Genomic DNA, 21,056 nt, shown 5'->3' with positions numbered 1-21,056 from the left:
GCACTCGTCGCAGGGTCGGGGGCGCCATGAGGGCTAGAACGGAGGGCAGCACAGGGGGCCGGCGCACTCGTGCGCGGCGGCCTGCGCCTGCGCGGCCTGGCGCTCGCGCTCGGCCTGATCGCTGCGCATGATGCGCCGGGCGACACACGGCGCGTTGTCGCACGTGGTGTGCCCCTTCAGGGCGTCGGTGGAGTCATCGAAGACCTCGATCAACCCGTACTCCTCGCACCAGCCGCACAGCGGCTCCGGGGCGTGCAGGCTCTCGCCGTCCACGCACCCGCTCCAGTTGGACGAGTCGTACCAAGCGCCCTGCCCGTCGGCCTCGATCCACTCGATAACGCGCGCGCAGTGCAGACAGGTGTACTCAGGCTCCGGCACCGTCAGCCCGAAGTGGTCGGCCACGGCGGCAGCACACTGCCCGGCCTGCATGCCCGCGCTCGCCGTGGGCTTGTGCTCGTCGCCAAACCAGTTGAACACGAAACGGGTTGACTCGTCGTCGGTGACCATGGCTGCCACGGCCCACAGTGCGACCGCGGGCAGGTCGTAGTGATCGGAGAAGCGGCGCCCCTTCAGGGTGCGGGCGGACGGGTCGGCCACGCAGTGAATCGACACCCGAGCGCGCCCCGGCACGCTGCACACCACGTACTCCGTAGGCAGGCCGCGCCACGGCTTGTCAACGTGGTAAACGATCCCAAGCGCTTCGAGCGCCTCGCGGAGCATGGCGCCTGTGTGACCGTCGTACGCGGGGCGCGTCTTGGTGAGGCTGGGGCGTGCGAGGAGCGTGGACATGCGGGGTTCTCCTCGGGTTGGTTCGAGTTCCGTGGACGTGGACGCCCCGCCCAGGTGCAGGGCGCCGTAGGGGGGTCGGGTGTCAGGCGCCTGACCGGTCAGGCCGCGCGCGGTGCGGTAGCCGGCGATCAGGTCCCAGGTGGAGCCGAGCCGGTACCACCAGAAGAGTTCGTCACGGTCACGGCCGGTCGCGGTTTTGCGGGTGCCGCCGGCGGTGTAGCGGTCGGCGATAATCAGGGCGGCGGCGGTGTGCTCGGCGTGGGACTAGTCGGGGCCGGTCACATGCCGTTCAGCGGCGATGCGGTCCAGGCGAGCGAGGATTTCGGGGGCGGGCGAGGTCAGGGCAGACGGCCCCGGAGGCCCAGGCCTGGATCGCTTCCGCGAAGAGGGCTCTGCCCTCCCAGGCGAGGTGTCAGGCTTGGCAGTAGTAGACGAGCTTCTGGAGCTTCATCGCGGTCATTGCCGGCCGACCGGGCTCGGCCGCGGCGTGCCTCTGCAGGATGTACTCGGCGACGTCGAAGACGGATGTCTGAGACTGAGCGATGGTTCCAACCTTCATTCCGCTTCGATCACCACCAGTGCCGGAACAGGTAGTCGCCGCGCGGCAGTTCGCCGCGGCGGATCAGATCGGCCAGGACCAGCCGCAGCGACGGCGAGAAGGCGCGATCGGCGAAGAACCGGTCCTCGAACACGGCGTTCTCAAGGTCTTGCGTCGCCGGCGGGTTCGCCTCGACGGTGGCTGGTGTGATTTCGTCGGCGACGCGGATGCTCAACCAGTAGTCCAGCTCCGTCATGCCGGTCTTGAAGGCACTCTCGCCGGTGCGGGAGTCCCAGCTCAGGTAGATCTCGGCGTCGTCGAGGTCGCCGAGTGCCTGCAGGTAGTCCTCATCGGAGGTGAGTTCGTAGAGTTTCACGCTGTCATTGCCGATGTGCTCGTCGTCCCGCTGGCATCCGCGCAGCGAGCTGTACGGCTTGCCGTAGACGCGCTTGGCGATGGCCTCGATCGGAATGTATCCGTTCTCGACGGTCACAAGATCAGCGTGCGGCTCCAGGATGTAGATGCTGCGGGGCGTGTATTCGGGTGCATCGGGCGTGACGAGGCCCCTTTGCGCGGTTCGGTGATGGTTGCGGAGGACGGGCCAGTGCGGCTCAGTGCTCGCCTCGCAGGAGGTCCGCCAAGGCCTGGGCATGGGCGTTCTTCGCCAATTCGACGGCTGCCTGCTCCTGGAGGGAGTGGATCTTCTCCCCCGCCGGGATGCGCTCGTCGACGGCGTCCATGGCGAGAATGGCGGCAGCAAGTTCGAGCCGGGCGTCCGCCACGCGGCGCTTCAGCTCGGGGTGCCGCTCGGACATCACGCTCAGCCGGTGGACGGCGGCGATCTTCTGCTCTTCGCTGACGGTGGACAACGTCATTGGGAATCCTCCTCATCGATTTGGCCCCGTTGTTCGGCGCGGTATCGGCGGACGGCATCGGCCCAGGCTTCGGGCGGGAGGCTGCGTTCGGGTGCTGGCCCGGGTGGGCTGCTGCCTGAGGGCCAGGCGCCGGGCTGGTGTCCGGGCGGTGGTGGGGGTTTCGGTTTCGCTGGTGGTTCGCGGCGGGATTTGCCGATGGTGGTCCGCGCCCGAAGTAGTTGCCGGAGTTCGCCACTGTCCTCACAGCGGACCGCGGCAACGTTCTCGACCTGGATGCCGTCGTCCTGGGGAATCTGGGCGTCGGTCACGACGGGGCCTCCGAGATCTTGCGGCCGGCCGCGGTCTTGGGGGCGCCGCCGGCGGCGAAGGGGTGACCGCGCGACTCGGACGGGGGCTGCTTGCCCGGGGATTCAGGGCGGGAGGTTTCGGATGACAACGGCGCCCGGTACCCCGCGAGGTCGACCTTCCGGCCTCGGGCAATCTCGGCGGCTGGGACGTCGATGCGGAAGCCGCCGACCGGGTAGCTCGGGTGGTCGGAGAACACCACGGCACACATCCAGGAGCCCGAGTGGAGCTTGCGCGGCAGCAGCTCCTCCTCGACGCCTTCAGGCAGAGCGTCCTTCCGGAACTCGATCGGCACCACGACAACGTGGTAGGGCCGGTCAGTGCGCGGTGGCTCCCACGGCAGTTCGACGAGCAGGTCCTTGGGCCACTCTTCGATGGTCACGGGCAGGGTGGACAGGTAGTGGTTGATCGAGCCTTCGGGGGCCTGGGCCAGCCGGGCCCGCTCCTGTTCTTCGGTCTCGATGAAGCCGATGCGGCTGAAGAAACTCATGGTGGTCAGTGCTCCTTGGTCAGTGGTTTGGGCTCGGCCCGGGCCGCCGGCATGGGTTCGAAGAAGGCGAGCTCGTCGAGCTCGCAGCGCACGCCGTAGATGCGTGCGGCCTCCAGGGCGGCGAGGTCCTGGTGCACGAGGTCGTCCGGCCTCGTCAGCCAGTGGCCGAACACCCCGGTGTCGATGCCGTTCCGGGGAAGAGGTGGGGGGGGCGCAACTCCTCCCCCCAGGCGCCGGGCCCCCGGCCGGGTCAAGGAGGACGCGGCCGATACGGAAGAGCGGTTGGGTGCACTCCCCCACGCCGGTAGCAGTGGGGTGGGGAAGGTGGGCGGTATGCAGTCGGGCCAGGTTGGTCCAGAACGGGCCTCAATGCAGCCTGCCTGCCGGGACCTGCGACTTCGGCGCGCGCGGTGTCCGGCGGGGACGGGCCGGTGCGGCCCGTGGTGGGTGAGGCACCGTGCAGCGGCGGTCGGCAAGCCCCGCAAGCGGTGACCGGCGGTGGCCAGGGCGCTGCGCGCGGTGCGCTTCCCGCTTTCACTCAGTCGCGTTCGCGGCAGCCAGGCGTTCGGCCAGCGCGAGCACCTGAGCGAGCTGCTCGGTCGTGAGGTGATATCTGCCGGTTTCCCTGCCGTGTGTCTGGCCGGAGGCGTCCGCGGAGGTGATGCTCACGCACTTGAGACCCACGAGGCGCTCACGCTCGGCCGCCCTGGCCCTGTCCTGCTCCATCTCGTCCCAGAGGAACGCGGCGACCTCCGCGGTCTTGCCGATCTTCCAGCCGTCGGCGCGGCGGACTCCCTGGCCGTCCGGGGCGGTGATCTCGATGGCACCGACATGGTCACCCCACATGCCGGTGAACAGGACGGTGTGGCCGGTCCTCGTGACGGTCCCTGCCCGGACGGAGTTCTTGTGCTTCCTGGCGAGGGCGGCGATCTCGGTGGCGAAGGCGCTGCGCAGGCCGTCGAGCGGAGTGTCCAGGTCGGGCTTCTCGTACACGATGCTGTTCCTGTCTCTTTGCAGTCGGAGGGAAGGAGGAGTTGCTCAGCGCGTCTCGCTGTAGCCGCACTCGGACCACGTGTGCGTGACCCTTTCGGCCTTCTTGCCGGCGCGGACGCCGTGGGCGTTCGACTCCATGTCGATGGCGCAGTTCGGGCAGTCCATGGCTCGGCTCCTGACGCGACGAGGATGTTCTTCAACGCCAGATCCGGATCAGCTCCGCTGATCCCTTGTGCTCACTGCCTTCACGGGACGAGCAAGGCGAGCCGCGAAGAAGAAAAAACGCAGCACCCCGGCGCAGCTGCTGCCCGAAGGCAGAGCGCGCACCGGGGTGCTGCGGAAGCCGGAGCCGCGGAGATCTCCAGGGACACGCCACAGGGATCATCTGCAGCGCTCAGGAATCGAACCTGTTCCGCGGTCGGTCTGCACGGTGTGCCCATTGGCGCACGCCGAGGATCAGTCGGCGCGCTGCGGATTCGAACCGCTCCGTACAGAAGTCGTGGTGGTGTGTCGTAGACCGCACGGATCAGCTGCTCTGATCTCGGACTGCCGGGGTTCGCTTCTCGCGCATCACGGCACTCGCAGGAACCGATGGGGATGCCGACGGTGGTGCCTTCGCACGCGCCGCACAAGGATCTCACGGTGTTCGCGCCCTCCTCGCAGACGATGGCGATGGGGAAGGGGGGGCGGGAGGGGAGCTGAGGGTGGTCCGTTCAGTAAGGCTCGGTGAGCATGCTGGCCAGCGCGCGGTCCAGGTTCGTGAGGAACCCGGGCGTTTCCGCTTCGCGGCCGTAGGGGACGGCCTTCGCGGTCCGTCGGAGAAAGTCGCCGAGCGCCTGACCAGGCAGGCTCAACTCGGCGGTCCCGTGCGGGGAATGCAGGCGAAGGCGCAATGTGTGCGAAGGCAGATCGGTGGGGTGGATCTGCACATCGCCCATTCCCGCGGGCCCGCTCAGTCCGTCCCTCAGCAGCTCCCGCCCTAGGGTCCACATCACTGGGGCATGGTCACCGCCCAGGTCGAAGGCGACCTCGACGCAGTGGGGGGTGTCCGGCGAGTAGGACAGGTGGGCCAGGACACACGCGGCTGCCGGGAAGTCGAGGTGCACGTAAAACTGCGTTTCCATTCGGTGCTCCATTGGAATGTTGACCCAGACGGGCCGGTGCGTTGCCGCAGAGGCGCTCAGAGCCTCCGGCGCGGCGCTCTGCAGCGCCAAGCCAGCCGGCGAAGCGGGCGGGGGTCTGGGTACCGGGCCGGGCGAGGCGGGCACGGGCAGGCCCACCCGGCCTGGGAGGGCGGCGGGGTGGGCCTGTGTGAGGGGGAGAGCTGTGAGGGGGCACGGGTGCGGCGCCGGAACGAAGTCGCGGCGACCCGCGGGGCGTGCCCCGGCAGGTGGCTCCCGGGGCACTTCGTCTTCTTGCGGGGGCTGCGGTTACAGGTGGGGGTTGCGGGCGGCCTCGTCGGCCCAGTCGGCGGCCTCGTGGTCCTCACGGTCCTCGATTCCCGCCGCGAACGCACTCCATCCGCCCATCGCGTTCGCGGCGCTGAGGTAGCCGTGTGCCCACATCGCGACGGCGGTTGTGTCTTCGGGGAAGGCGACTGGTTCGGATGTGCCGTGCCCGGTGAGGTAGAACCTGTGGTGTTCAGCCTCGCTGGGGAACCAGGCGAGGTCGGCGATGACGAATTCAGCCTCGGGGTAGCGTGCGACGACATCTGCGGTGGTCATTCTGCGGTCCTGGTCGTGCTGTGTCGGCTCGTGCCACACGATGAGGAGGTCCGGGTCGTTGGAGCCTTGGCTACGCCAGACTTCTTCGACTCTGGCGGCCGGAGGGGCGCCGCGCTGGGCAGAGGGAACGGTGACGGTCGGGGCACGGGGAACCGGAGAGTTCATGACACTCCTGTTGAGTTGACGGGGTCCTTGGCTGACCACCTGGGATGGCGGGTGTACCTGGCCACCGGCTGTGCAGTACACGCAACAGGGCCCGCTATGAGTGCAGTTGACGTTACGTGGCGGGTCTGGTCTTGAGGTAGGCCAGCGCCGGCCCCGTACGGATGCGGGGCCGGGCAGGTGCAGGTGGCCCCTGAGCGACTAGCGCGGCCCGGGGCCAAAGGGCAGCTGCTCGTCCTGTACGGCGCTGGCGTGCGCGATGACCGGCGCGGCAGCAGCGACGGGCGCAGCCTGCTCCTGCTTGATGGCGTGGTTCTGCGCCTCGGCGGCCTGCACGCGCTCGTTCAGGCGGGTCTGGGTCACGGATCGCGGCTCGAGGAAGGTGATGTCCTCGGAAATCACCTTGAGGTCGAAGACCTGCTCGCCACCCTTGGAGTAGCGGTCCATGCGGAGCGAGAAGCCGACGGCCACAAGATCACCCCTGTGGATGTTGGCGTAGGGGCCCAGACCCTGGGTCTGCGCCCGGACGAAGGCCTCGACCGGCACGGCGTCCGAGTCGCGCTGGTTCTGCGCGTTGGTGTAGGCGCGGTCGGTGAAGACCGTGAAGAGGACCTTCTTGGAACCGTCCTTGTTCTCGAAGACCTTGGGGTCGTTCGCGAGGCGGCCGATGAGCTGTCCGTTGTTGCGGGGGTTCGACATGAGTTCTTCTCCTCGAATACAGCACAGCGCCCGGATCGATGTCGTCGTCCGCGCGCTGTTGGGTGGGTTGAGCTGAGATGTTCAGTTGTCTGTCATGCCACTATCCGGATCAGCTTCGCTGATCAGATGATGTCCTCTTTCAGTGCTTCATCCGAATCAGCTGTGCTGATCGAATGCTTTGTCATTCCGAGTCCCGAATCGGCTTCGCCGATCAGACTCGCGTTCATCGCTGGGTTACCGGCCACTGCCCCGACCCCCCGACGTGATGCCCGGATGTCCCGCAGCTCGGCCTCCACCTGGTCCGCTCTGGCGGTGTCGCCCTTCTTGCAGGCCAGCCGATAGGAGTGCTCGAGATCGGCGATCCTGCCTCAGCGGACGACCGCCAGGGTGAACCAGAACAGCGCCAGGACCAGACCGACCGCAGATGAGGATCCCGACGCTCACAGCGTCACCTGAACCTCGTAGGCCGTGGAGCCGAAGGGCCCGACGGCGAGCGCGTGCACGGGCTTCACCAGACCCGCCTGAGCCAGGCGAGCCGTCAGACCCGAGTGCTCGGACCAGTCCTTGATGAAGACGTTCCCGGGCTCGGGCGTGAGGCCGTAGCCCTGCAGGCTGATCGAGATGGGCTCGGCGGGGCCCTCGGCGTCTTCGAGCTCCAGCACGCGGTGCTCGTCGTCGTGCACGAGCGACCCGGTCAGCGCGATGCGGCCGAAGGCGACGGTGACGTCGTGCTTCGTGGTGGTCGTGGACTCAGCCATGGCGATCTCGCACTTCTCGCGTAGTGGATGCGTTGTGGTGGCCCCCGGGCAGCCGTGACATGTGCCAGGTCTCTGGCGACGCGCGATGCTCCTGGACGGGGTGGCCAGGGGGGACATCGGACGTCCACGGACACGATCAGCAGATGCCTCCGCTTTTGCGTAGCCGGCCTCGTGGGCTCCGGCACAGCAGTGGGATTCGAACCCATGAAGCGATCACGCCCGTGGGCGAGGGGTCGCAGATGCCTCTGCAGAACTGCTTCCGGATCGACTGCGTCGATCCAGATCAGTCACCGACCGGAATCTGTTCGCGATACAGCTCGCTGACCCGGGCAACGGCTTCAGCTGGAGGCTCATAGACCGGCGGCAACTCGCTGATCGCGATGCCGCGGTCTCGGGCATCCGGCAACGGTTCAGGTCGGAGCATCGCTGCTCCGTCGGCAGTGCTCAGGTAGAGCTCGATCGCGCGCTCGATACGCCTGTTGCGGGTCAGTACTCTGCTGATGCCGTTGACCTCGTCGAGGTCCAGGTCGAGGGTCACCGCCCGGTTGAGTGCCCGGCGCATGCGGTGCTCGATGGTGCAGTGCGCGTTCAGATCGATGGTGGTGTCCTTGTATCCGAGCAGCACCACGTCGAAGACGCCCTCGATGCTGTCCGGGAGCTGCCAGCCGGGGAAATGCCCTAAGGTGCCGTCCGTCTCGCGGTCGTCGGCGTCGAGCAGACGGTGCCAGTCGTCGCGCCGGCGCTTCCACTCGTCCTTCCGGATCTCCTTCGGTCGGTCAGCCTGGTTCTGGTAGTGGTAGTCGACGAAGAAGGGCCGGCCGTCGGCTTCGAGAGCCATGAGTGCGTCGGTGTACGTGCGGTTCCCGGCGAAGGGGTACGCCAGCCGGCGCGTGCCGTAGTCGTCGTCGACCTGGCCGAAGACGATGCTGAAACGCAGCGGGTCGTGGAACGTCATGCGGTCATCGAGCCCGGCCTGCTCGTCGAGCCAGAGCTTCCTGGCCCGGTAGACGGTGTAGTTGTGCAGGGGGCCGCCCATGTCGCGTTCGCGCACCTCGGTGTCATCGACGACGCGGGCAACGTTCCTGGCGATGATGGGTACAGCCAGCTCGCGGAAGACCTCGCGCATGCGCTTGGAGATCACGCGGGTGAGTTCGAAGAGGTCGGGCGCGTGCGCGGTCAGCCGCAGCCCCTCGTACAGCTTGGTGCTCATCGGATTTTCCGTTCTCGGGATGCTCCTCTAGCTGTCAAGCAGCTGGAGCGAGGTCGTTTTGAGTGATGTGCGTGGCCGGTGCTTGGTGCGGCGTTCGACGTAGGCGCGGGTGCGTTCGTCGAAGCGCATCCCGACCAGCACGATGGCGTGCAGCGCGTTGTTCGCGGCCCGGTCACCGCCGGAGGAAGTCGGGATCCGAGCAGCACCCGCGAGGTGCACGAACGCCCTCTCGGACCACATGCGTTCGGGATTGTCCCCGGCTGAGGCCAGCTGGCTACGGTGGCGGTCTCGGGGCCGATTCCGAACAGCTCGGCTTGACCGGCGGGCCGATCTCGGCGTCAGGGCCTGGTGGCGGCGGGCGGTCCACAGCGCCCTCACCGCCTCGACCACGCCGTCCCGGCTCTTTGGTGTGCCGGTGGCCAGCCGGACAGCACGGCTGTCGCGGCGGCGTGCATCACTTCGCCGACCTTCCGACCGGCCCGATCCCACCGTCGAAGATCGGCGGGACCCTGACCAGAGTCAAGGCAGTTCAGCGCCGCGTCGGCCCGGACAGCGCTGGCCCGCTCCTCCAGCGGGACGGGCGAGCCGGCCTGTACCACATCGACGACGTCCTGGTGGCCGGTCTCCAGCGGGCCTTCGCCTTGGGCGACGCTCGTCCCGACCTGCTGCGCGGCGAGCCGTCCGGGACGGCTGCCTGACCGGGCGTGGTGCACGTCAGGGCCAGACGGTGTCGGACTCGGGACGCAGATCCGGCCAATCGGCCAGGAAGTGGGTGACCTTGTCGGCGGGCACGACGACTCCGGGGGACTGCGTCAGGAGACGCACCTACTCGACATCTTCGACGACCGCGATGACCTCCTCCCAGGTGTCATCGTCGAAGGTCTGGAGCAGCCCGTAGCCGGTGTCCGTACGCTCCAGACCGGCGCCCCAGCAGAACTCGCGGTAGGCGTCGGCGTCCAGGTGTCGACGGTCACGTATTTGGTTCAGGCCGCGATTCCGTGCATCCCCAGGTCGGCGTACGACTGCGGGAACGTTTCTCGTGGGGATTGCCCTGGTATGGGGGCTGCTGCGGTCGAGGATGTGCTGTTTCCCGGGATCGATGTGCGTGTCACGGCGGTGCACGCCACAGAGGAGAGAGTCGCTGTGGAGGCGTCGTCGTGTGGGCAGCCGCCGGCCTGTCCGGACTGCGGCTGGCCGGGACGTCGCGTGCACTCCCGGTATGTGCGCTGTGTGGCCGAACGCCCCTTGGTGGGGCGGGCGTTGGTGATCCGGCTCAGTGTGCGCCGCTTCTTTTGCGAGCGGGCGTCTTGCCGTCGGCGGACGTTCGTCGAGCAGGCCCCGGATCTGAGTGAGCGGTATCGCCGTCACAGCGTTGGGCTGCGGCGATGGATGCAGGCCGTCGCTACGTTCCTGGGCGGTCGTCCCGGTGAACGCCTATGCCGGGTCCTGCAGTTACCCACGGGCCGTACCCATCTGCTGGGCCTGCTCACGGCCCCGGTAGTGCCCGAGCGTGCGCCGCGGGTGCTGGGTGTCGACGAGTTCGCCTTCCGCAAGGGCTGGCGCTACGGAACCGTCCTGGTCGACATCGAAGCGGCCCGCGTGGTCGATGTCCTGCCCGACCGGGACGCGGCCTCCTTCGCCACCTGGCTGCGCGAACATCCCGGCGCGGAGATCATCTGCCGGGACCGGGCCAGTGCCTATTCCAGTGCTGTCCGTGAAGCCGTTCCAGATGCCCAGGAGGTCGCCGATCGCTGGCATTTGCTCCACAACCTCTCCTCCGCGGTCGAGAAGACGTGCCATCAACACCGCTCCTGCCTGCGCAAACAGGCCGAAGCCGATCGCGATGCGGAGCCCCGGCGGATCATCAATCCCCTGCCACCGCCGATGCTGCCGCCCACGAAGATCGCTGTCCGCACTGTCGACCGGTACTCCGACATCCATCGCCTGCTTGGGCAGGGGCACTCCGTCTCCGAGATTGCACGGCGACTGCACCTGGACCGCAAGACCGTCCGCCGCTTCCGCGACACCGACCTCGACGAGCTGCTTGCATCCGCACGGCACGGGCGCCCCAAAGGGGTGCTGGAGCCGTTCACCGCCTATCTGACCGAGCGCTTCACCGACGGTGTGACCAGCCCGACCGACCTGTTCCAACACGAGCGCGGCTACCAGGGCAGCGACCTGCCTGTGCGCCGCTACGTGGCCGGGCTCAGGACCGGCACTGTCGAACCTGCCCGCGGCGCTATCCCGAGCCCACGCAAGATCACCACCTGGATCATGCTGCCCCGTGGCACTGTGAAGCTCCGCGAGGAGGAACAGCTCCTCAATGTGCGGCTGACATGCCCCGACATCGCCCGGGCGTGCGACCTCGCCTGGACCTTCCACGACCTGCTCCAACAACGGCGCGGCCACCAGCTGTTGACGCGGATACGCGAAGCCGAGCGCGACGCGCCGGCGCCCATCTTGTCCTTCGCGCAGGGCCTGTGCCTCGACCTCGATGCCGTCACCGCCGGCCTCACCCTTCCATGGAGTTCGGGCATCGTCGAAGGCCATGTCAATCGCATCAAGACGATCAAGCGGGCCATGTACGGACGAGCCTCACTCCGCCTCCTCCGCACCCGCATCCTGCTCCGATCATGAGCCGGGGATTCACGGAATCGCGGCCTGAACCACGTATTTCCTCATCGCCAGCGTCAGCTTCCCCGCTCAGACGTTCGACCCGTCGTCACACCATCGTGGTCGTTTAGCGACTGACCGACACACGCCGCCGAGCAGGCGCTGACCAGCAGGGGCAGTACGTCAGTGGCTACGCGCAGTGAGATCCACACCTGATGGAGTGCGCTCTGCTCGATCGGACGGGCACAGACACTGCAGCTGTGGTGGCGGTGACGCCCCAGTGCCGAGGATCCAGGTTTCCCGGATCGAGGTCCGCGACGGAGTTGAGGGAAGGCTGTAGCTGTGGGAACGGCGATCGCAACTTGTAGTTGCCGAACAATGCGCGCGTGCTCACCGTGCTGCGGGTCAGCTTCCGGCAGCGGGTGATCTCGTAGGGGAACCAGTGCAGCCGATAGGAGGTGTAGGGGGACTCTTCCAGGTTGGTCATGGCTCCGATCTGGGGCGGGATCCGGACCAGATTACTGCTGTAGAGCACGAGGTGCTTGACCGCCGTCAGCTGGGCGATGCTCGGTGGCAGGGTGATGATCTGCCGCCGCTCTTCAGGACTGAGCTCGGTCAGGGGGCGGAACTCTTCGCGCCCGTCGGCGGCGGCCTCGTCGATCAGCTCCAGCAGGCGGCGCCAGCCCGGAGCTGAGGTGTCCCCGCCGCTCGGCGTGAAATCCGACTCGGGCTCGCGGATGCGGCCTGGACTGGTCGAAGCACGAGCACGCATCCTGGCGGGGCCCCGTCGCTCCGAGTCCGGGTCCGATGTGTCGCGCCCCAGCGGTTCAGATTGAGCCTCGGCACTGCCTCGTCCGTCATGGCGCCAAGATACGGAGGCCGCCCCAGGCCGTCCCAGAATTATCCGGGTGAGAACACAGCGACCCCATTGCCGCGCTCGAACGTTTGGCTGGGGAACCTGACGCTGCCGATGGGGAATTACGTGGAGTTCCACAGGGCTGCTGGCGACCCCCGAAACAGGTGGCACGCCCCAGAACGAACCGGGGTACGTTTGCCGAGGCCAAGCGACCGCCTCAGCTCAGCAATGCGGCCGGACGGGCAACGGCGCTGTCCAACAAGCACCAACCAGGAATAGGCCCGAATCCCCCGTACAGCCCCGTTGCGTCGTCCGTCGCTCCGTTGGCAGACGCCCGCCGTGCAACGGATACTGGAGGAAAAGGTTCCGGCTCCAGGACCCAGCTAGTAGGGAGCTGCCCACGATTCGCAGGCGGTGGTCCCACAGCTCCCAAGAGGAGCAGACGATGGCTGATCAAGCCGACCCTCCAGGTCATGACAGATACAAGGACATTAACGGTCCTCAAGATCCATTGGTCGACGAGTTGCGGCCGACACCGAGCGAGCCCCCAGTCGCGGGGTTGACGCTGAAGGGTCTCTTGGGAGACAGCGACCGCCCGGGGCGCCGGCGCTTGTACTTCACGGCGAAGCTCGACCATTTCGCGGAATTCGCAACCGAAGACGTCGTGAGTGTCTCCCGTATTCCTCCAGACCGCTCGCCGTTCCGCGACGAGGAAGCGACTAAGATCACCTTCAAGAAAGGGGCAGAGATCGAGTACACGCGCAGCCGCTCAGTGCGCCAGCCCGATGAATTCGATCTCGACATCCGGCGCATGCCCGGCCGATCCCGCGCAAATGAGAGTTCCACCGCAACGTACTATCAAACTGACTGCTGCAATTGTAGTGACGACTGCCCTGAGCAACAGTGGTCGGACAGCTGGACCTGCACCTGCTACGCCACCTGCTACGAAACGTGCAACACCTGTGGAGAATTGACCTGCCGGGGTGAGGGGCGCGGCTGTTACACGGATGACCCGGATCCCATCCCGAACCCGACCGACGTCCCAACCTTTTGCGTTGGCACTTGCTAGCCCTCACCGTCACGCGAAGGCTGTCCTGCGCAGGCACGCCTTCCAACCTTGGAGGTCCGGTGCCGGATTCCCTTCTCCAGATGAAGTCCGCTCGTCCCTGGACAAGCATCCTCAGCGCGGGACAGCAAAGTGCAGCGCTGTTCGTTGCCCAGGACGTCGTCGGGCGTGTCACCGACCATAGAATCCTGATGGAGACGCTGGCCGCTGCACATCACCAGACACAGTATCCAGACTCGATCGTTTGGCAACCACACGGGCTTGCCAGTGGTAACGCCGGGATCGCCGTAGTGTGCTCCTACGTCGATCAGTATCTGCCGAACAAGGGCTGGGACGCGGTCGGCCACGAATTCCTCGTCGCCAGCACGCGCGCCGCGCAGCGGTCCCCGCAGCTCAGTTCTGGCCTCTTTGCCGGTCTGAGCGGCCTTGCGTTCGCAGTACACTCGCTCAGCCGGGACGGCGAGCGTTACCGACGCTTGCTATCCGCCCTCGACCAGGATCTTGTGCCCCGCACGGCTTCGATCGCGGCGCAACTTCGGAGGGATGCCACCGGCATGCCGGTAAGCGCCTTTGATGTGGTCTCCGGGGCAAGCGGCATTGCGGCCTACCTCCTGGCACGAGACCCGTACCGCCTTCTGCCAGACCTCCTCACGGCTCTGGTCCAGCTAGCCGCACCGACGGATGGCATCCCTCGTTGGGCCACCCCGCCCGAATTCCTCCTCAACGACCCTATACGCGACTCCTTCCCGTCGGGATGTCTCAACTGCGGTCTTGCACACGGCATACCGGGTCCGCTGGCTGTCCTGTCGCTTGCCCTACGCGCAGGGCACGAGGTGCCCGGGCAGGCCGAAGCCATCAGCAGTCTCGCCGGATGGCTCGTCGCCCATCAGGTCCACGATGCCTGGGGAGCCGCTTGGCCGGCGGCTCTTCCGCTTGCCCCGCCGACAGGGCCACCGCTACCCGTCGGTGGCTCCAGGCGCGCACGCAGCGCCTGGTGCTACGGCGGCCCCGGGGTCGCCCGAGCCCTGTGGCTCGCAGGTGAGGCGCTGGAAGACTCAGGCTGGCGCCGGCTGGCGGTCGAGGCGATCGCAAGCGTGCTCCGGAGCCCAGTCAGTCAGCGGCACGTCGATTCGTCGACCTTCTGCCATGGGGTATCCGGGTTGCTGCACATCGTTCTGCGATTCGCTCATGACACGGGCGACGACGTGCTGGTGGACGGGGCTCGAACGCTCGTCGATCAGCTGCTGAGGGCCTACGAACACGACAGGCCCTTCGGCTACGCGGACTTGGAGCCGGGGGGTAACTCAGTGGATCGGGCAGACCTGCTCAGCGGGGCATCCGGGGTTGCAATGGTGCTGCATGCCGCCGCCACCGGTGCCGAGCCGGTCTGGGACCGGATGTTCCTTCTGTCATGACGAGGAACGGATCCGGGGCCAGGCCGCATCCCAGCAGTGAGGGGTACGTCGGTCGGGCCGCAGGGACGGCGTGCACACCAATGTACGAGCCGCTGCAATGGGTGCTGGTGAGAGCTCCGCTACTGCCCGTAAGCGCCCGGTGTACATCGACGGCGGTTACTTCCGGCGGCTCTCTCCTGCCCAGTGATCCGCAGGTAGGGGTCGCGATCGCGCTCGCAAGTCCCGATCTGGCCGCAGCGCTGGAGAGAACACGCCCGTCGAGCCAGGAAGCACCGCGGCTACGCCGGAAGGTGCAGCGGTACGTCACAAGGATGAGTACCCGGCCCACGCCCTTCGGGCTCTTCGCCGGTGTCGGACTGTTGAAATGGGCCGCGGCGACGGACCTCGCCCTCGCCGCGTCGCCCCCACACACACGCACCCGCCCCGACATGGCGTGGTTGCTCGATCTGGTCGCTCGAGCCGAACGCGACCCCGCCATCCGCGCCGGGCTCCGTTACATCACGCATTCGACGGTCACGATGCACGGCACTCGGGCCCTCCTGCCCGATGGTCCCCATGCCGGCACATCTATTCGCGCCACCAAGGCGGTCCGGTGTGTGCTCGAAGCAGCCCGGGCCCCCACCACACCGGCACAACTGGCGAACGAAGTCCTGCGCATTCCCGGCGCCACGCCCGAAAATGCCGCTCACCTGGTGGACGAGCTCTGCGCTCAAGGCTTCCTCCTCTCAGAACTCCACCCACCTCTCACCGGAGGCGACCCGGCTTCGCATGTACGCGCGTGCCTAGCCGAGATCCCTGCAGGCCAGAAAACGGCTTGCGAACTCGAAGCACTAACGAAGGAGCTGGCCTGTTGGGACCGGCTCGCACTCACCGAGCGAGCCGCGCATTGGCCGACCCTTCTCCAGCGTATGGAGCAGATTCACCCAGCTTCGTCGGACCCTGGTCGGGCTGGCAAAAGCCTCCTGCAGGCCGACATGGCACTCGCTCTTCAAGGCACCGGCTTGCACGCCACGGTGGGTGCCGAAGCAGCCGCCACAGCCGAGCTCCTCCTCCGGCTCAGTCCCCGTCCGACCAGCACGCAGGCGTTGGAAAGCTACCGGCGTGCTTTTGAGAACCGGTACGGGCCCGAGCGTCAGGTTCGACTGCTGGAGTTGCTCGACCCCTCAACGGGGCTTGGAACTCCGTACGGTCGCATCACGAACGGAGGCGAGACACTAGGCCATCAGGAGCGCAACCGACTGCTACTCACTCTCGCCCTGCAGGCCAACCGTGATCACCAAACGGTGGTGGAACTCGACGACGAACAGATCGCCTGCCTAACCACCTCGGATCCCGCCCCCGAGAACTGCCCGCTGTCGCTAGACCTCTCACTGTTCCTCACGACCTCATCTCCTGCAGCCCTCGATGCTGGCGACTTCCAACTCATCGTCGGACCGAACCTCGGCGCACCTGCTGCGGGCCGCGGCCTCGGGCGCTTCGTCGAGCTACTGGGACCTTCCGCGCGCGCCGCGCTGGAGGAGGTCGTACAGGCCGAGCAGGAGCTGCTCCCTGACACGGTGATGGCCGAACTGGTCTACGCACCAGAGCGCGCTCGCGCCGCCAACGTGGCGATCAGGCCCGCGATCCGATCACACGAGATCGTCATCGGCAGCTGGCCAGGTGTGCCGACGGAGAGCGTCGTGCCCCTCCAGGAGCTCATGGTCGGCGTCCGGTCCGGGCGCTTCGTCGTGAGCTGGCCTGCGGGTGGAGCGGAAGTGGTCGGACTTCAGGGACACATGCTCAACTCCGGGATGGCACCCGTCGCCGCTCGCTTCCTGCTCGACGCCGCGACCGATGGCCGCTGCCAATTCATGCCGTTCTCCTGGGGTCCGGCCGCTGGTCTCCCGTTCCTACCTCGGATACAGCGAGGCCGCAGCGTCCTTTCCCTTGCCCAGTGGCGCCTCGGTCCCGTCGGCGAGCTCGGTCCCGACTTCAGCGACCGCTTCGCTGGGGCACTGTCTACGTGGCGAATGGAATGGGGCGTTCCTCGGGACGTCTACCTGGCCGTCGGTGACAACCGTCTGCTCCTCGATCTCATGTCACCGCAGGACGTCGAGCTGCTGCGGGAAGAGCTGAAGGGGGTTCCCTCAGGCGGCTCGGCAGTGGTCCAGGAAGCGCTGCCCGGCCCTCACGACGCGTGGCTGCCTGGAGCGACCGGTGACTACCTGTGTGAGATCGTCGTCCCCCTGGTTCAGCGTCTCACCCGACGCGAGGCCATTACACCCGCGTCTCCACGGCCTCCTGTCGAAGTCGTCGAGCCACCTTCCCGGCTCCGCCCACCAGGCAGCGACTGGCTCTACCTGAAGCTTTACTGCAGCCTCTGGCAGCAGGACGAAGTGATCGCGGGGCCACTGCAGGCCTTCGGGGAATTCGCCACGGGTTCGGGGCTATCGGACGGCTGGTACTTCGTCCGCTACGCCGACCCGGAACCACATTTGCGGATCCGGCTCCACGGAGAACCGTCGGCCCTCATAGGCCCGCTGCTGGAACAGGTCTGCTTGTGGGCGGACGACCTGTCGGCAGGCGGCATGTGCACGAAGTTCTCCTTCGAGACGTACGAACGCGAGGTGGAGCGCTACGGCGGTGAGGCCGGGATGCGGGCGGCGGAAGCCATCTTCACGGCGGACAGTCCGGTCGTCGGCGAGATGCTGCAGGCGAGCAAAGAGGGACTGATCACAGCCAGCATGGTGGACCTCGCGGTGATCAGCATCGATGACCTGCTCGACTGTTTTGGCGTAGACCCGGAGGAGAGAGCGCGCTTCTCCTACGGACCCTTCCCGCCCTGCTCACGCGAGGGCGGCAACGCGTACCGAGAGCGCAAGAGAGCCCTTCGACAAGTGCTCGGCTGCCCCGGTGCCTGGGATGCGGAAACCACTCGGCTGTTGCGGGCCCGGCGTCTGGCACTCAGGCCGGCCCTCGACCTCCTCGACTCGCTGCACAGCAACAACCTGCTGCAGTGTTCACGCACTATGCTGCACCGCCACTACGTCCACCTGCACGCAAACCGCCTCCTAGGTACGGACAGAAACCAGGAGCGTCTGGTTCTCGAACTGCTTCGACGAACGCGCGCAGGCTTGTCCCGCGCTCCCGTCGAGCAGTGACCCCGGCGTCCGTCGCTCCCGGGCCGGGTCCGATGTGTCGCCCCAGCGGTTCAGATTGAGCCTCGGCACTGCCTCGTCCGTCATGGCGCCAAGATACGGAGGCCGTCCCAGGCCGTCCCAGAATTATCCGGGTGAGAACACAGCGACCCCATTGCCGCGCTCGAACGTTTGGCTGGGGAACCTGACGCTGCCGATGGGGAATTACGTGGAGTTCCACACAGGGTGGCGGGGGTGACGCGCTACCCGACGGATTTTGATCATTCGGATTCCTCTGTGCTGGCGATGGCCCCTCACGGGTGGCCCTGGGGCAGCTACGGACTCGTTTGCGGGTGTGCCGTGGTGTTCGGCGTGTGGCCGCGCGTGCGTACGCAAAGGGGCTCAGGGAGAGCACTTCGGGGGCCTTCGCCACTCGGATGGGTGACGGTCCGAACGTGATTGCCTGGCGCTCGCGCCGGAGGGCCGGCGACCGGCATGCCGGGCTCCCGGCGGCCTGGAGTCGAACTAATATCGCGTCTTGGCGTACGACTATCCCGACGATCTTCTCAAAGCGCAGCGCGACCTCCACGTGGTGCGCGCCGACCTAGCCGCCCTGTTCAAGGCGTTGCCGTACAGCGTGGAGCCGATGGAAGCCTGGGCGAGGCCTGAGGGCTACTGGCTCTCCACGTCCCCCGCCCACCCGGACTCTCGCGGCTGGACGGATTCGGAACAGCGGCAAGTCGCCCAACTGCGCGAGCGGGAACGCGAACTGGCCCCCACGATCGTCACCCACGGTTTCTGGAATGAGGTCGCCGAACCGGAACGCCCGGACGCTCGCAGCGGTCTCCGGCATGCAGTCCTGGCGGCGGCCGCGGCCCCGGGCAGCGGGGAGCAGGAGGCGTAGCCGTGGCGGACACGCCGCCCGAGCTGCCGGCCGTGACGGTGATCTTGCCGGGCGGCCATGTGGCGGTATCGCCAATTCAGGTGAAGCCCCGGCGGCGCTGGAGCCGCCGGGGCCCTTGTCCGATCAGCCGGAGCAGAAGGCCGCGCTCGAAGGTGCTTCCGGTGTGGGTTCCACTGAGCCGTCGCCCGGCGAACTGGAACAGTTCTTCCATCTGGACGCCGAGGCCCTGAAGATGAAGCGGGTGTCCGAGCCGGCCAGCGGCTGGGCCCGATGTGGGTGTCCGACAAGGCGATGGAGCTCGCTCTGGAGCGCACTCGTGACGTGCGGCTTCTGGGCGCCGGGACGGTCGCTGTCGGGCAGGTGCCGGCCGCACGGATGTCGGGCGGCCTTCTTCGCGCTCCCAAAGTAGATTTGGCTCACGATGGCCGGATGGCCCGTTTCCTGCCCTGGGAGTCGTCCTGTCGCTCTGCCCCGGAGGCTTCTGTTGCCCTTCATTGGATTGCGACGGTCAGTCCTGCGGGGGCTGACGGTCAGTGCATGCCTCATCGTGTTCTCTGGGCTGACCGGTATGCCCCCAGCTGGCCGCATGGCAGCGCCCGCCGATCCGATGGAACTGGAAGCGAAGGTGCTTCAGGTACTGCCGCATGACGCCAGCGCCTTCACCGAGGGCCTGGAAGTTCTGGCCGGCTCGTTGTACGAGAGCTCCGGAATGTACCGACAATCCTGGGTACAGAAGGCACATCTGTCCTCGGGCCGGGTGAGCCAACGCGTGGCGCTGCCGCCCTCTTGGTTCGGCGAAGGCCTGACCCTAGCCAACGGCGGACTATGGCAGCTGACGTGGCGTGAGCGTACGGCCGTGTTCCGGGACAGCCGGACCCTGGCCGAGCTGCGCCGGGTGACGTACGACGGTGAGGGCTGGGGCCTGTGCCACGATCGAGCACGTGGCCGGCTCATGATGAGTGACGGCAGCGCAACCCTGTCGCTGCGCAACCCGCAGTCCTTTGGGCTGCTGGGCCGGATCACGGTCCACGACCGTAACGGGCCCGTGAGCGGGTTGAACGAGCTTGAGTGCACCGGCACGGACGTGTGGGCCAATGTCTGGCCCACCGATGACATCGTCCGCGTCGATCCCGGTACAGGGCGCGTAAAGGCGACCCTGCACATCGGTGCCCTCCCAGATCTTCCGCCCGCTGCTCGGCGTCCCGGCAACGTGAACGGCATCGCCGTGGACCCTTCCACGCACGACTTGCTCATCACCGGGAAGCATTGGCCGCACGTCTACCGCGTCCGCCCACAGCCTGCCGACCGATAAGACGACGCGGCAGGCCGGAGCGAGATCGGCTCCGGGTCGTTCTCAGAACCCTCGCAACCGGTCACGGCATTTACTGCGACACCATCCTGATGGGCCGGCAGTGAGCGGGAGTCCGAGAAACCGACCTCGAAACAGAACGACTGCTACCGGCATCCGCTGTACCGTCGGCTCTCGCGTCGACCGCAGACCTGAGCGCTGCGCAGTGCTACATGCCATCTGGCCGCAGGCCGACCCGGGGCTGCTCGTACGTGTGCAGACGCCCACCGAGACGTCCCGGCCGCTGCCGGTCTGCCTCGGCTGCTATCACGACCTGGCTCGCTCGCCGCCTGAGCCAACCCCCGGCTTACCGCCCGCGTTTCCACAGATGGGAATGCGGGCGGTCAGCTGTCTGCGGCGTGGTCGTTCAGGAGTTGAGGAACATCGCCCTATGTGAACACAGGGTCGTCACGGGAGCGTCAACGTGATCGTGGGGACCGGGAAGAAGACTCCCAGGAGAGGCGACCAGTCGACAAGGGCTTGATGCAGATCGCGGTTAGCCAGGACGAGCCGGATGGCCGCTTCATTGACCTGCGGGTTTTTTGTACTTGTGCCGTACTTCGCGACCACAGCGTTGTACTGCTCAAGCGCGGTGTACCACTTGACTCCCTGGACGACGACCCGTCCGAAGTTGATGCCGTAGTCCACCCTGCCGAGGACGCCGATCGCCTTGCTGGCTCCCGACTCTGACCACGTCGCGTTGCAGTGGAGCGCTACGCACAGGTCATTGCCCGTGCTGACAATTTCCTTGATCAGCGTCTTCACCGCATCGGCGTTTGGCTGGAGTTGGGGGAGTGTCGGCAGGCGAAGCTGCGTCTTCGGGAAGATCAAGCGGCCAAGGCCGCTTGATGTGTGCCCATGCGTCCGCGCCGCCTTCTCGATGACCGACTTGTTGACGTCGTAGATCGATGGCCACTTCACGCCGGAGCCCAGGAACTTCTGCGCGATCCCCCACAACGTGTCGCCAGGCACCACTGTGTGCGTGACTTCACCGGAGGGCTGCGAGGGCACGACCGGCGTCGTCGGCGCTGGCGGCTCGGCCGGAGGTTGGATCGGAGCCGGCGCGGTGGTGTGAGTGTCCTCGGGAGCCGGAGGCTCGACCGGAGCAGGGGGCGGGACTGGAGCCGGGGGCGGGACCGGAGCTGGCGGCTCGGT

The 21,056-nt window shown here is 67.1% G+C and carries 23 protein-coding genes; 7 read left to right on the top strand and 16 right to left on the bottom strand.

Features of this window, described 5'->3' with window-relative positions; translation table 11 throughout:
• Positions 1 to 33: 33 nt before the first annotated feature.
• The 13 genes from QF035_RS44285 to QF035_RS44225 all read right to left on the bottom strand — a co-directional run bounded on the left by QF035_RS44285 (position 34) and on the right by QF035_RS44225 (position 8,823).
• On the bottom strand, positions 34 to 789 hold the full coding sequence (locus tag QF035_RS44285) for a hypothetical protein (protein ID WP_307527336.1): 756 nt from the start codon (positions 787 to 789) through the stop codon (positions 34 to 36).
• A 412-nt stretch (positions 790 to 1,201) separates the two neighbouring features.
• A complete protein-coding gene (locus tag QF035_RS44280; protein WP_307527334.1) occupies positions 1,202 to 1,348 on the bottom strand; it encodes a hypothetical protein in 147 nt (48 codons plus the stop codon).
• A gap of 10 nt (positions 1,349 to 1,358) precedes the next feature.
• Positions 1,359 to 1,820, bottom strand: a complete 462-nt coding sequence (locus QF035_RS44275) for a hypothetical protein (RefSeq protein WP_307527332.1) — start codon at positions 1,818 to 1,820, stop codon at positions 1,359 to 1,361.
• 118 nt (positions 1,821 to 1,938) lie between these two features.
• The gene (locus QF035_RS44270; protein ID WP_307527330.1) at positions 1,939 to 2,202 is read right to left on the bottom strand and encodes a hypothetical protein; all 264 of its coding nucleotides are present in this window, start codon (positions 2,200 to 2,202) and stop codon (positions 1,939 to 1,941) included.
• Positions 2,203 to 2,506: 304 nt separating this feature from the next.
• A complete protein-coding gene (locus QF035_RS44265) occupies positions 2,507 to 3,037 on the bottom strand; it encodes a hypothetical protein (protein WP_307527328.1) in 531 nt (176 codons plus the stop codon).
• Positions 3,038 to 3,042: 5 nt separating this feature from the next.
• Entirely contained in the window at positions 3,043 to 3,210 is a 168-nt protein-coding gene (locus QF035_RS44260; protein ID WP_307527326.1) for a hypothetical protein, read from the bottom strand.
• A 361-nt stretch (positions 3,211 to 3,571) separates the two neighbouring features.
• Positions 3,572 to 4,030 carry a hypothetical protein gene (locus QF035_RS44255; protein WP_307527324.1) on the bottom strand — a complete coding sequence of 153 codons (459 nt, stop codon included), beginning with the start codon at positions 4,028 to 4,030 and terminating at the stop codon, positions 3,572 to 3,574.
• A gap of 713 nt (positions 4,031 to 4,743) precedes the next feature.
• A complete protein-coding gene (locus QF035_RS44250) occupies positions 4,744 to 5,154 on the bottom strand; it encodes an SsgA family sporulation/cell division regulator (protein ID WP_307527322.1) in 411 nt (136 codons plus the stop codon).
• 306 nt (positions 5,155 to 5,460) lie between these two features.
• The gene (locus tag QF035_RS44245; RefSeq protein WP_307527319.1) at positions 5,461 to 5,754 is read right to left on the bottom strand and encodes a hypothetical protein; all 294 of its coding nucleotides are present in this window, start codon (positions 5,752 to 5,754) and stop codon (positions 5,461 to 5,463) included.
• 363 nt (positions 5,755 to 6,117) lie between these two features.
• A complete protein-coding gene (locus QF035_RS44240) occupies positions 6,118 to 6,615 on the bottom strand; it encodes a single-stranded DNA-binding protein (protein WP_307527318.1) in 498 nt (165 codons plus the stop codon).
• A gap of 440 nt (positions 6,616 to 7,055) precedes the next feature.
• A complete protein-coding gene (locus tag QF035_RS44235) occupies positions 7,056 to 7,373 on the bottom strand; it encodes a hypothetical protein (RefSeq protein WP_307527316.1) in 318 nt (105 codons plus the stop codon).
• Positions 7,374 to 7,656: 283 nt separating this feature from the next.
• Complete coding sequence (locus QF035_RS44230) at positions 7,657 to 8,583, bottom strand: hypothetical protein (protein ID WP_307527314.1); 927 nt, start codon at positions 8,581 to 8,583, stop codon at positions 7,657 to 7,659.
• 27 nt (positions 8,584 to 8,610) lie between these two features.
• A complete protein-coding gene (locus tag QF035_RS44225; protein ID WP_307527312.1) occupies positions 8,611 to 8,823 on the bottom strand; it encodes a hypothetical protein in 213 nt (70 codons plus the stop codon).
• Positions 8,824 to 9,032: 209 nt separating this feature from the next.
• Here QF035_RS44225 and QF035_RS44220 point away from each other — a divergent pair, with 209 nt between their 5' ends.
• The gene (locus QF035_RS44220) at positions 9,033 to 9,281 is read left to right on the top strand and encodes a hypothetical protein (protein ID WP_307527310.1); all 249 of its coding nucleotides are present in this window, start codon (positions 9,033 to 9,035) and stop codon (positions 9,279 to 9,281) included.
• Between the two features lie 127 nt (positions 9,282 to 9,408).
• Here the strand turns inward: QF035_RS44220 and QF035_RS44215 are convergent, their stop codons facing one another.
• Entirely contained in the window at positions 9,409 to 9,705 is a 297-nt protein-coding gene (locus QF035_RS44215) for a hypothetical protein (RefSeq protein WP_307532065.1), read from the bottom strand.
• Between QF035_RS44215 and QF035_RS44210 the strand changes: the two genes are divergently transcribed.
• Entirely contained in the window at positions 9,640 to 11,220 is a 1,581-nt protein-coding gene (locus tag QF035_RS44210; protein WP_307527309.1) for an ISL3 family transposase, read from the top strand. The two genes, QF035_RS44215 and QF035_RS44210, sit on opposite strands and share 66 nt — an antisense overlap.
• A 166-nt stretch (positions 11,221 to 11,386) precedes the next feature.
• On the opposite strand, the gene QF035_RS44205 is transcribed toward QF035_RS44210, so the two are convergent.
• A complete protein-coding gene (locus QF035_RS44205; RefSeq protein ID WP_307527307.1) occupies positions 11,387 to 11,968 on the bottom strand; it encodes a leucine-rich repeat domain-containing protein in 582 nt (193 codons plus the stop codon).
• 529 nt (positions 11,969 to 12,497) lie between these two features.
• Here QF035_RS44205 and QF035_RS44200 point away from each other — a divergent pair.
• The 5 genes from QF035_RS44200 (at position 12,498) to QF035_RS44180 (ending at position 19,865) form a co-directional block, all read left to right on the top strand.
• Complete coding sequence (locus tag QF035_RS44200) at positions 12,498 to 13,121, top strand: hypothetical protein (protein WP_307527305.1); 624 nt, start codon at positions 12,498 to 12,500, stop codon at positions 13,119 to 13,121.
• Positions 13,122 to 13,180: 59 nt separating this feature from the next.
• The gene (locus QF035_RS44195) at positions 13,181 to 14,533 is read left to right on the top strand and encodes a lanthionine synthetase C family protein (protein ID WP_307527303.1); all 1,353 of its coding nucleotides are present in this window, start codon (positions 13,181 to 13,183) and stop codon (positions 14,531 to 14,533) included.
• Positions 14,530 to 17,673: a lantibiotic dehydratase gene (locus tag QF035_RS44190; protein WP_307527302.1), complete on the top strand. Its 3,144-nt coding sequence runs from the start codon at positions 14,530 to 14,532 to the stop codon at positions 17,671 to 17,673. Before QF035_RS44195 ends, QF035_RS44190 begins: the two co-directional genes overlap by 4 nt.
• A 514-nt stretch (positions 17,674 to 18,187) precedes the next feature.
• A complete protein-coding gene (locus QF035_RS44185) occupies positions 18,188 to 18,553 on the top strand; it encodes a nucleic acid-binding protein (protein WP_307527300.1) in 366 nt (121 codons plus the stop codon).
• Positions 18,554 to 19,139: 586 nt separating this feature from the next.
• Positions 19,140 to 19,865: a glutaminyl-peptide cyclotransferase gene (locus QF035_RS44180; RefSeq protein ID WP_307527298.1), complete on the top strand. Its 726-nt coding sequence runs from the start codon at positions 19,140 to 19,142 to the stop codon at positions 19,863 to 19,865.
• Between the two features lie 444 nt (positions 19,866 to 20,309).
• Here QF035_RS44180 and QF035_RS44175 read toward each other — a convergent pair whose 3' ends face one another.
• Positions 20,310 to 20,912, bottom strand: coding sequence for a LysM peptidoglycan-binding domain-containing protein (locus QF035_RS44175; protein ID WP_307527296.1), 603 nt, complete (start codon positions 20,910 to 20,912; stop codon positions 20,310 to 20,312).
• Positions 20,913 to 21,056: the final 144 nt, after the last annotated feature.

This window comes from Streptomyces umbrinus, assembly GCF_030817415.1.
Classification (GTDB): domain Bacteria; phylum Actinomycetota; class Actinomycetes; order Streptomycetales; family Streptomycetaceae; genus Streptomyces; species Streptomyces umbrinus_A.
This window is presented reverse-complemented; position numbering and strand designations above follow the sequence as displayed.

Bases quoted from the DNA above. Each gene is read 5' to 3' on its own strand.
- QF035_RS44240 (WP_307527318.1), bottom strand. From the start codon at position 6,615: ATGTCGAACCCCCGCAACAACGGACAGCTCATCGGCCGCCTCGCGAAC.
- QF035_RS44245 (WP_307527319.1), bottom strand. From the start codon at position 5,754: ATGACCACCGCAGATGTCGTCGCACGCTACCCCGAGGCTGAATTCGTC.
- QF035_RS44210 (WP_307527309.1), top strand. From the start codon at position 9,640: ATGGGGGCTGCTGCGGTCGAGGATGTGCTGTTTCCCGGGATCGATGTG.
- QF035_RS44200 (WP_307527305.1), top strand. From the start codon at position 12,498: ATGGCTGATCAAGCCGACCCTCCAGGTCATGACAGATACAAGGACATT.
- QF035_RS44265 (WP_307527328.1), bottom strand. From the start codon at position 3,037: ATGAGTTTCTTCAGCCGCATCGGCTTCATCGAGACCGAAGAACAGGAG.
- QF035_RS44205 (WP_307527307.1), bottom strand. From the start codon at position 11,968: ATGCGTGCTCGTGCTTCGACCAGTCCAGGCCGCATCCGCGAGCCCGAG.
- QF035_RS44235 (WP_307527316.1), bottom strand. From the start codon at position 7,373: ATGGCTGAGTCCACGACCACCACGAAGCACGACGTCACCGTCGCCTTC.
- QF035_RS44280 (WP_307527334.1), bottom strand. From the start codon at position 1,348: ATGAAGGTTGGAACCATCGCTCAGTCTCAGACATCCGTCTTCGACGTC.
- QF035_RS44230 (WP_307527314.1), bottom strand. From the start codon at position 8,583: ATGAGCACCAAGCTGTACGAGGGGCTGCGGCTGACCGCGCACGCGCCC.
- QF035_RS44270 (WP_307527330.1), bottom strand. From the start codon at position 2,202: ATGACGTTGTCCACCGTCAGCGAAGAGCAGAAGATCGCCGCCGTCCAC.
- QF035_RS44285 (WP_307527336.1), bottom strand. From the start codon at position 789: ATGTCCACGCTCCTCGCACGCCCCAGCCTCACCAAGACGCGCCCCGCG.
- QF035_RS44190 (WP_307527302.1), top strand. From the start codon at position 14,530: ATGACGAGGAACGGATCCGGGGCCAGGCCGCATCCCAGCAGTGAGGGG.
- QF035_RS44180 (WP_307527298.1), top strand. From the start codon at position 19,140: ATGGCAGCGCCCGCCGATCCGATGGAACTGGAAGCGAAGGTGCTTCAG.
- QF035_RS44225 (WP_307527312.1), bottom strand. From the start codon at position 8,823: ATGTGGTCCGAGAGGGCGTTCGTGCACCTCGCGGGTGCTGCTCGGATC.
- QF035_RS44250 (WP_307527322.1), bottom strand. From the start codon at position 5,154: ATGGAAACGCAGTTTTACGTGCACCTCGACTTCCCGGCAGCCGCGTGT.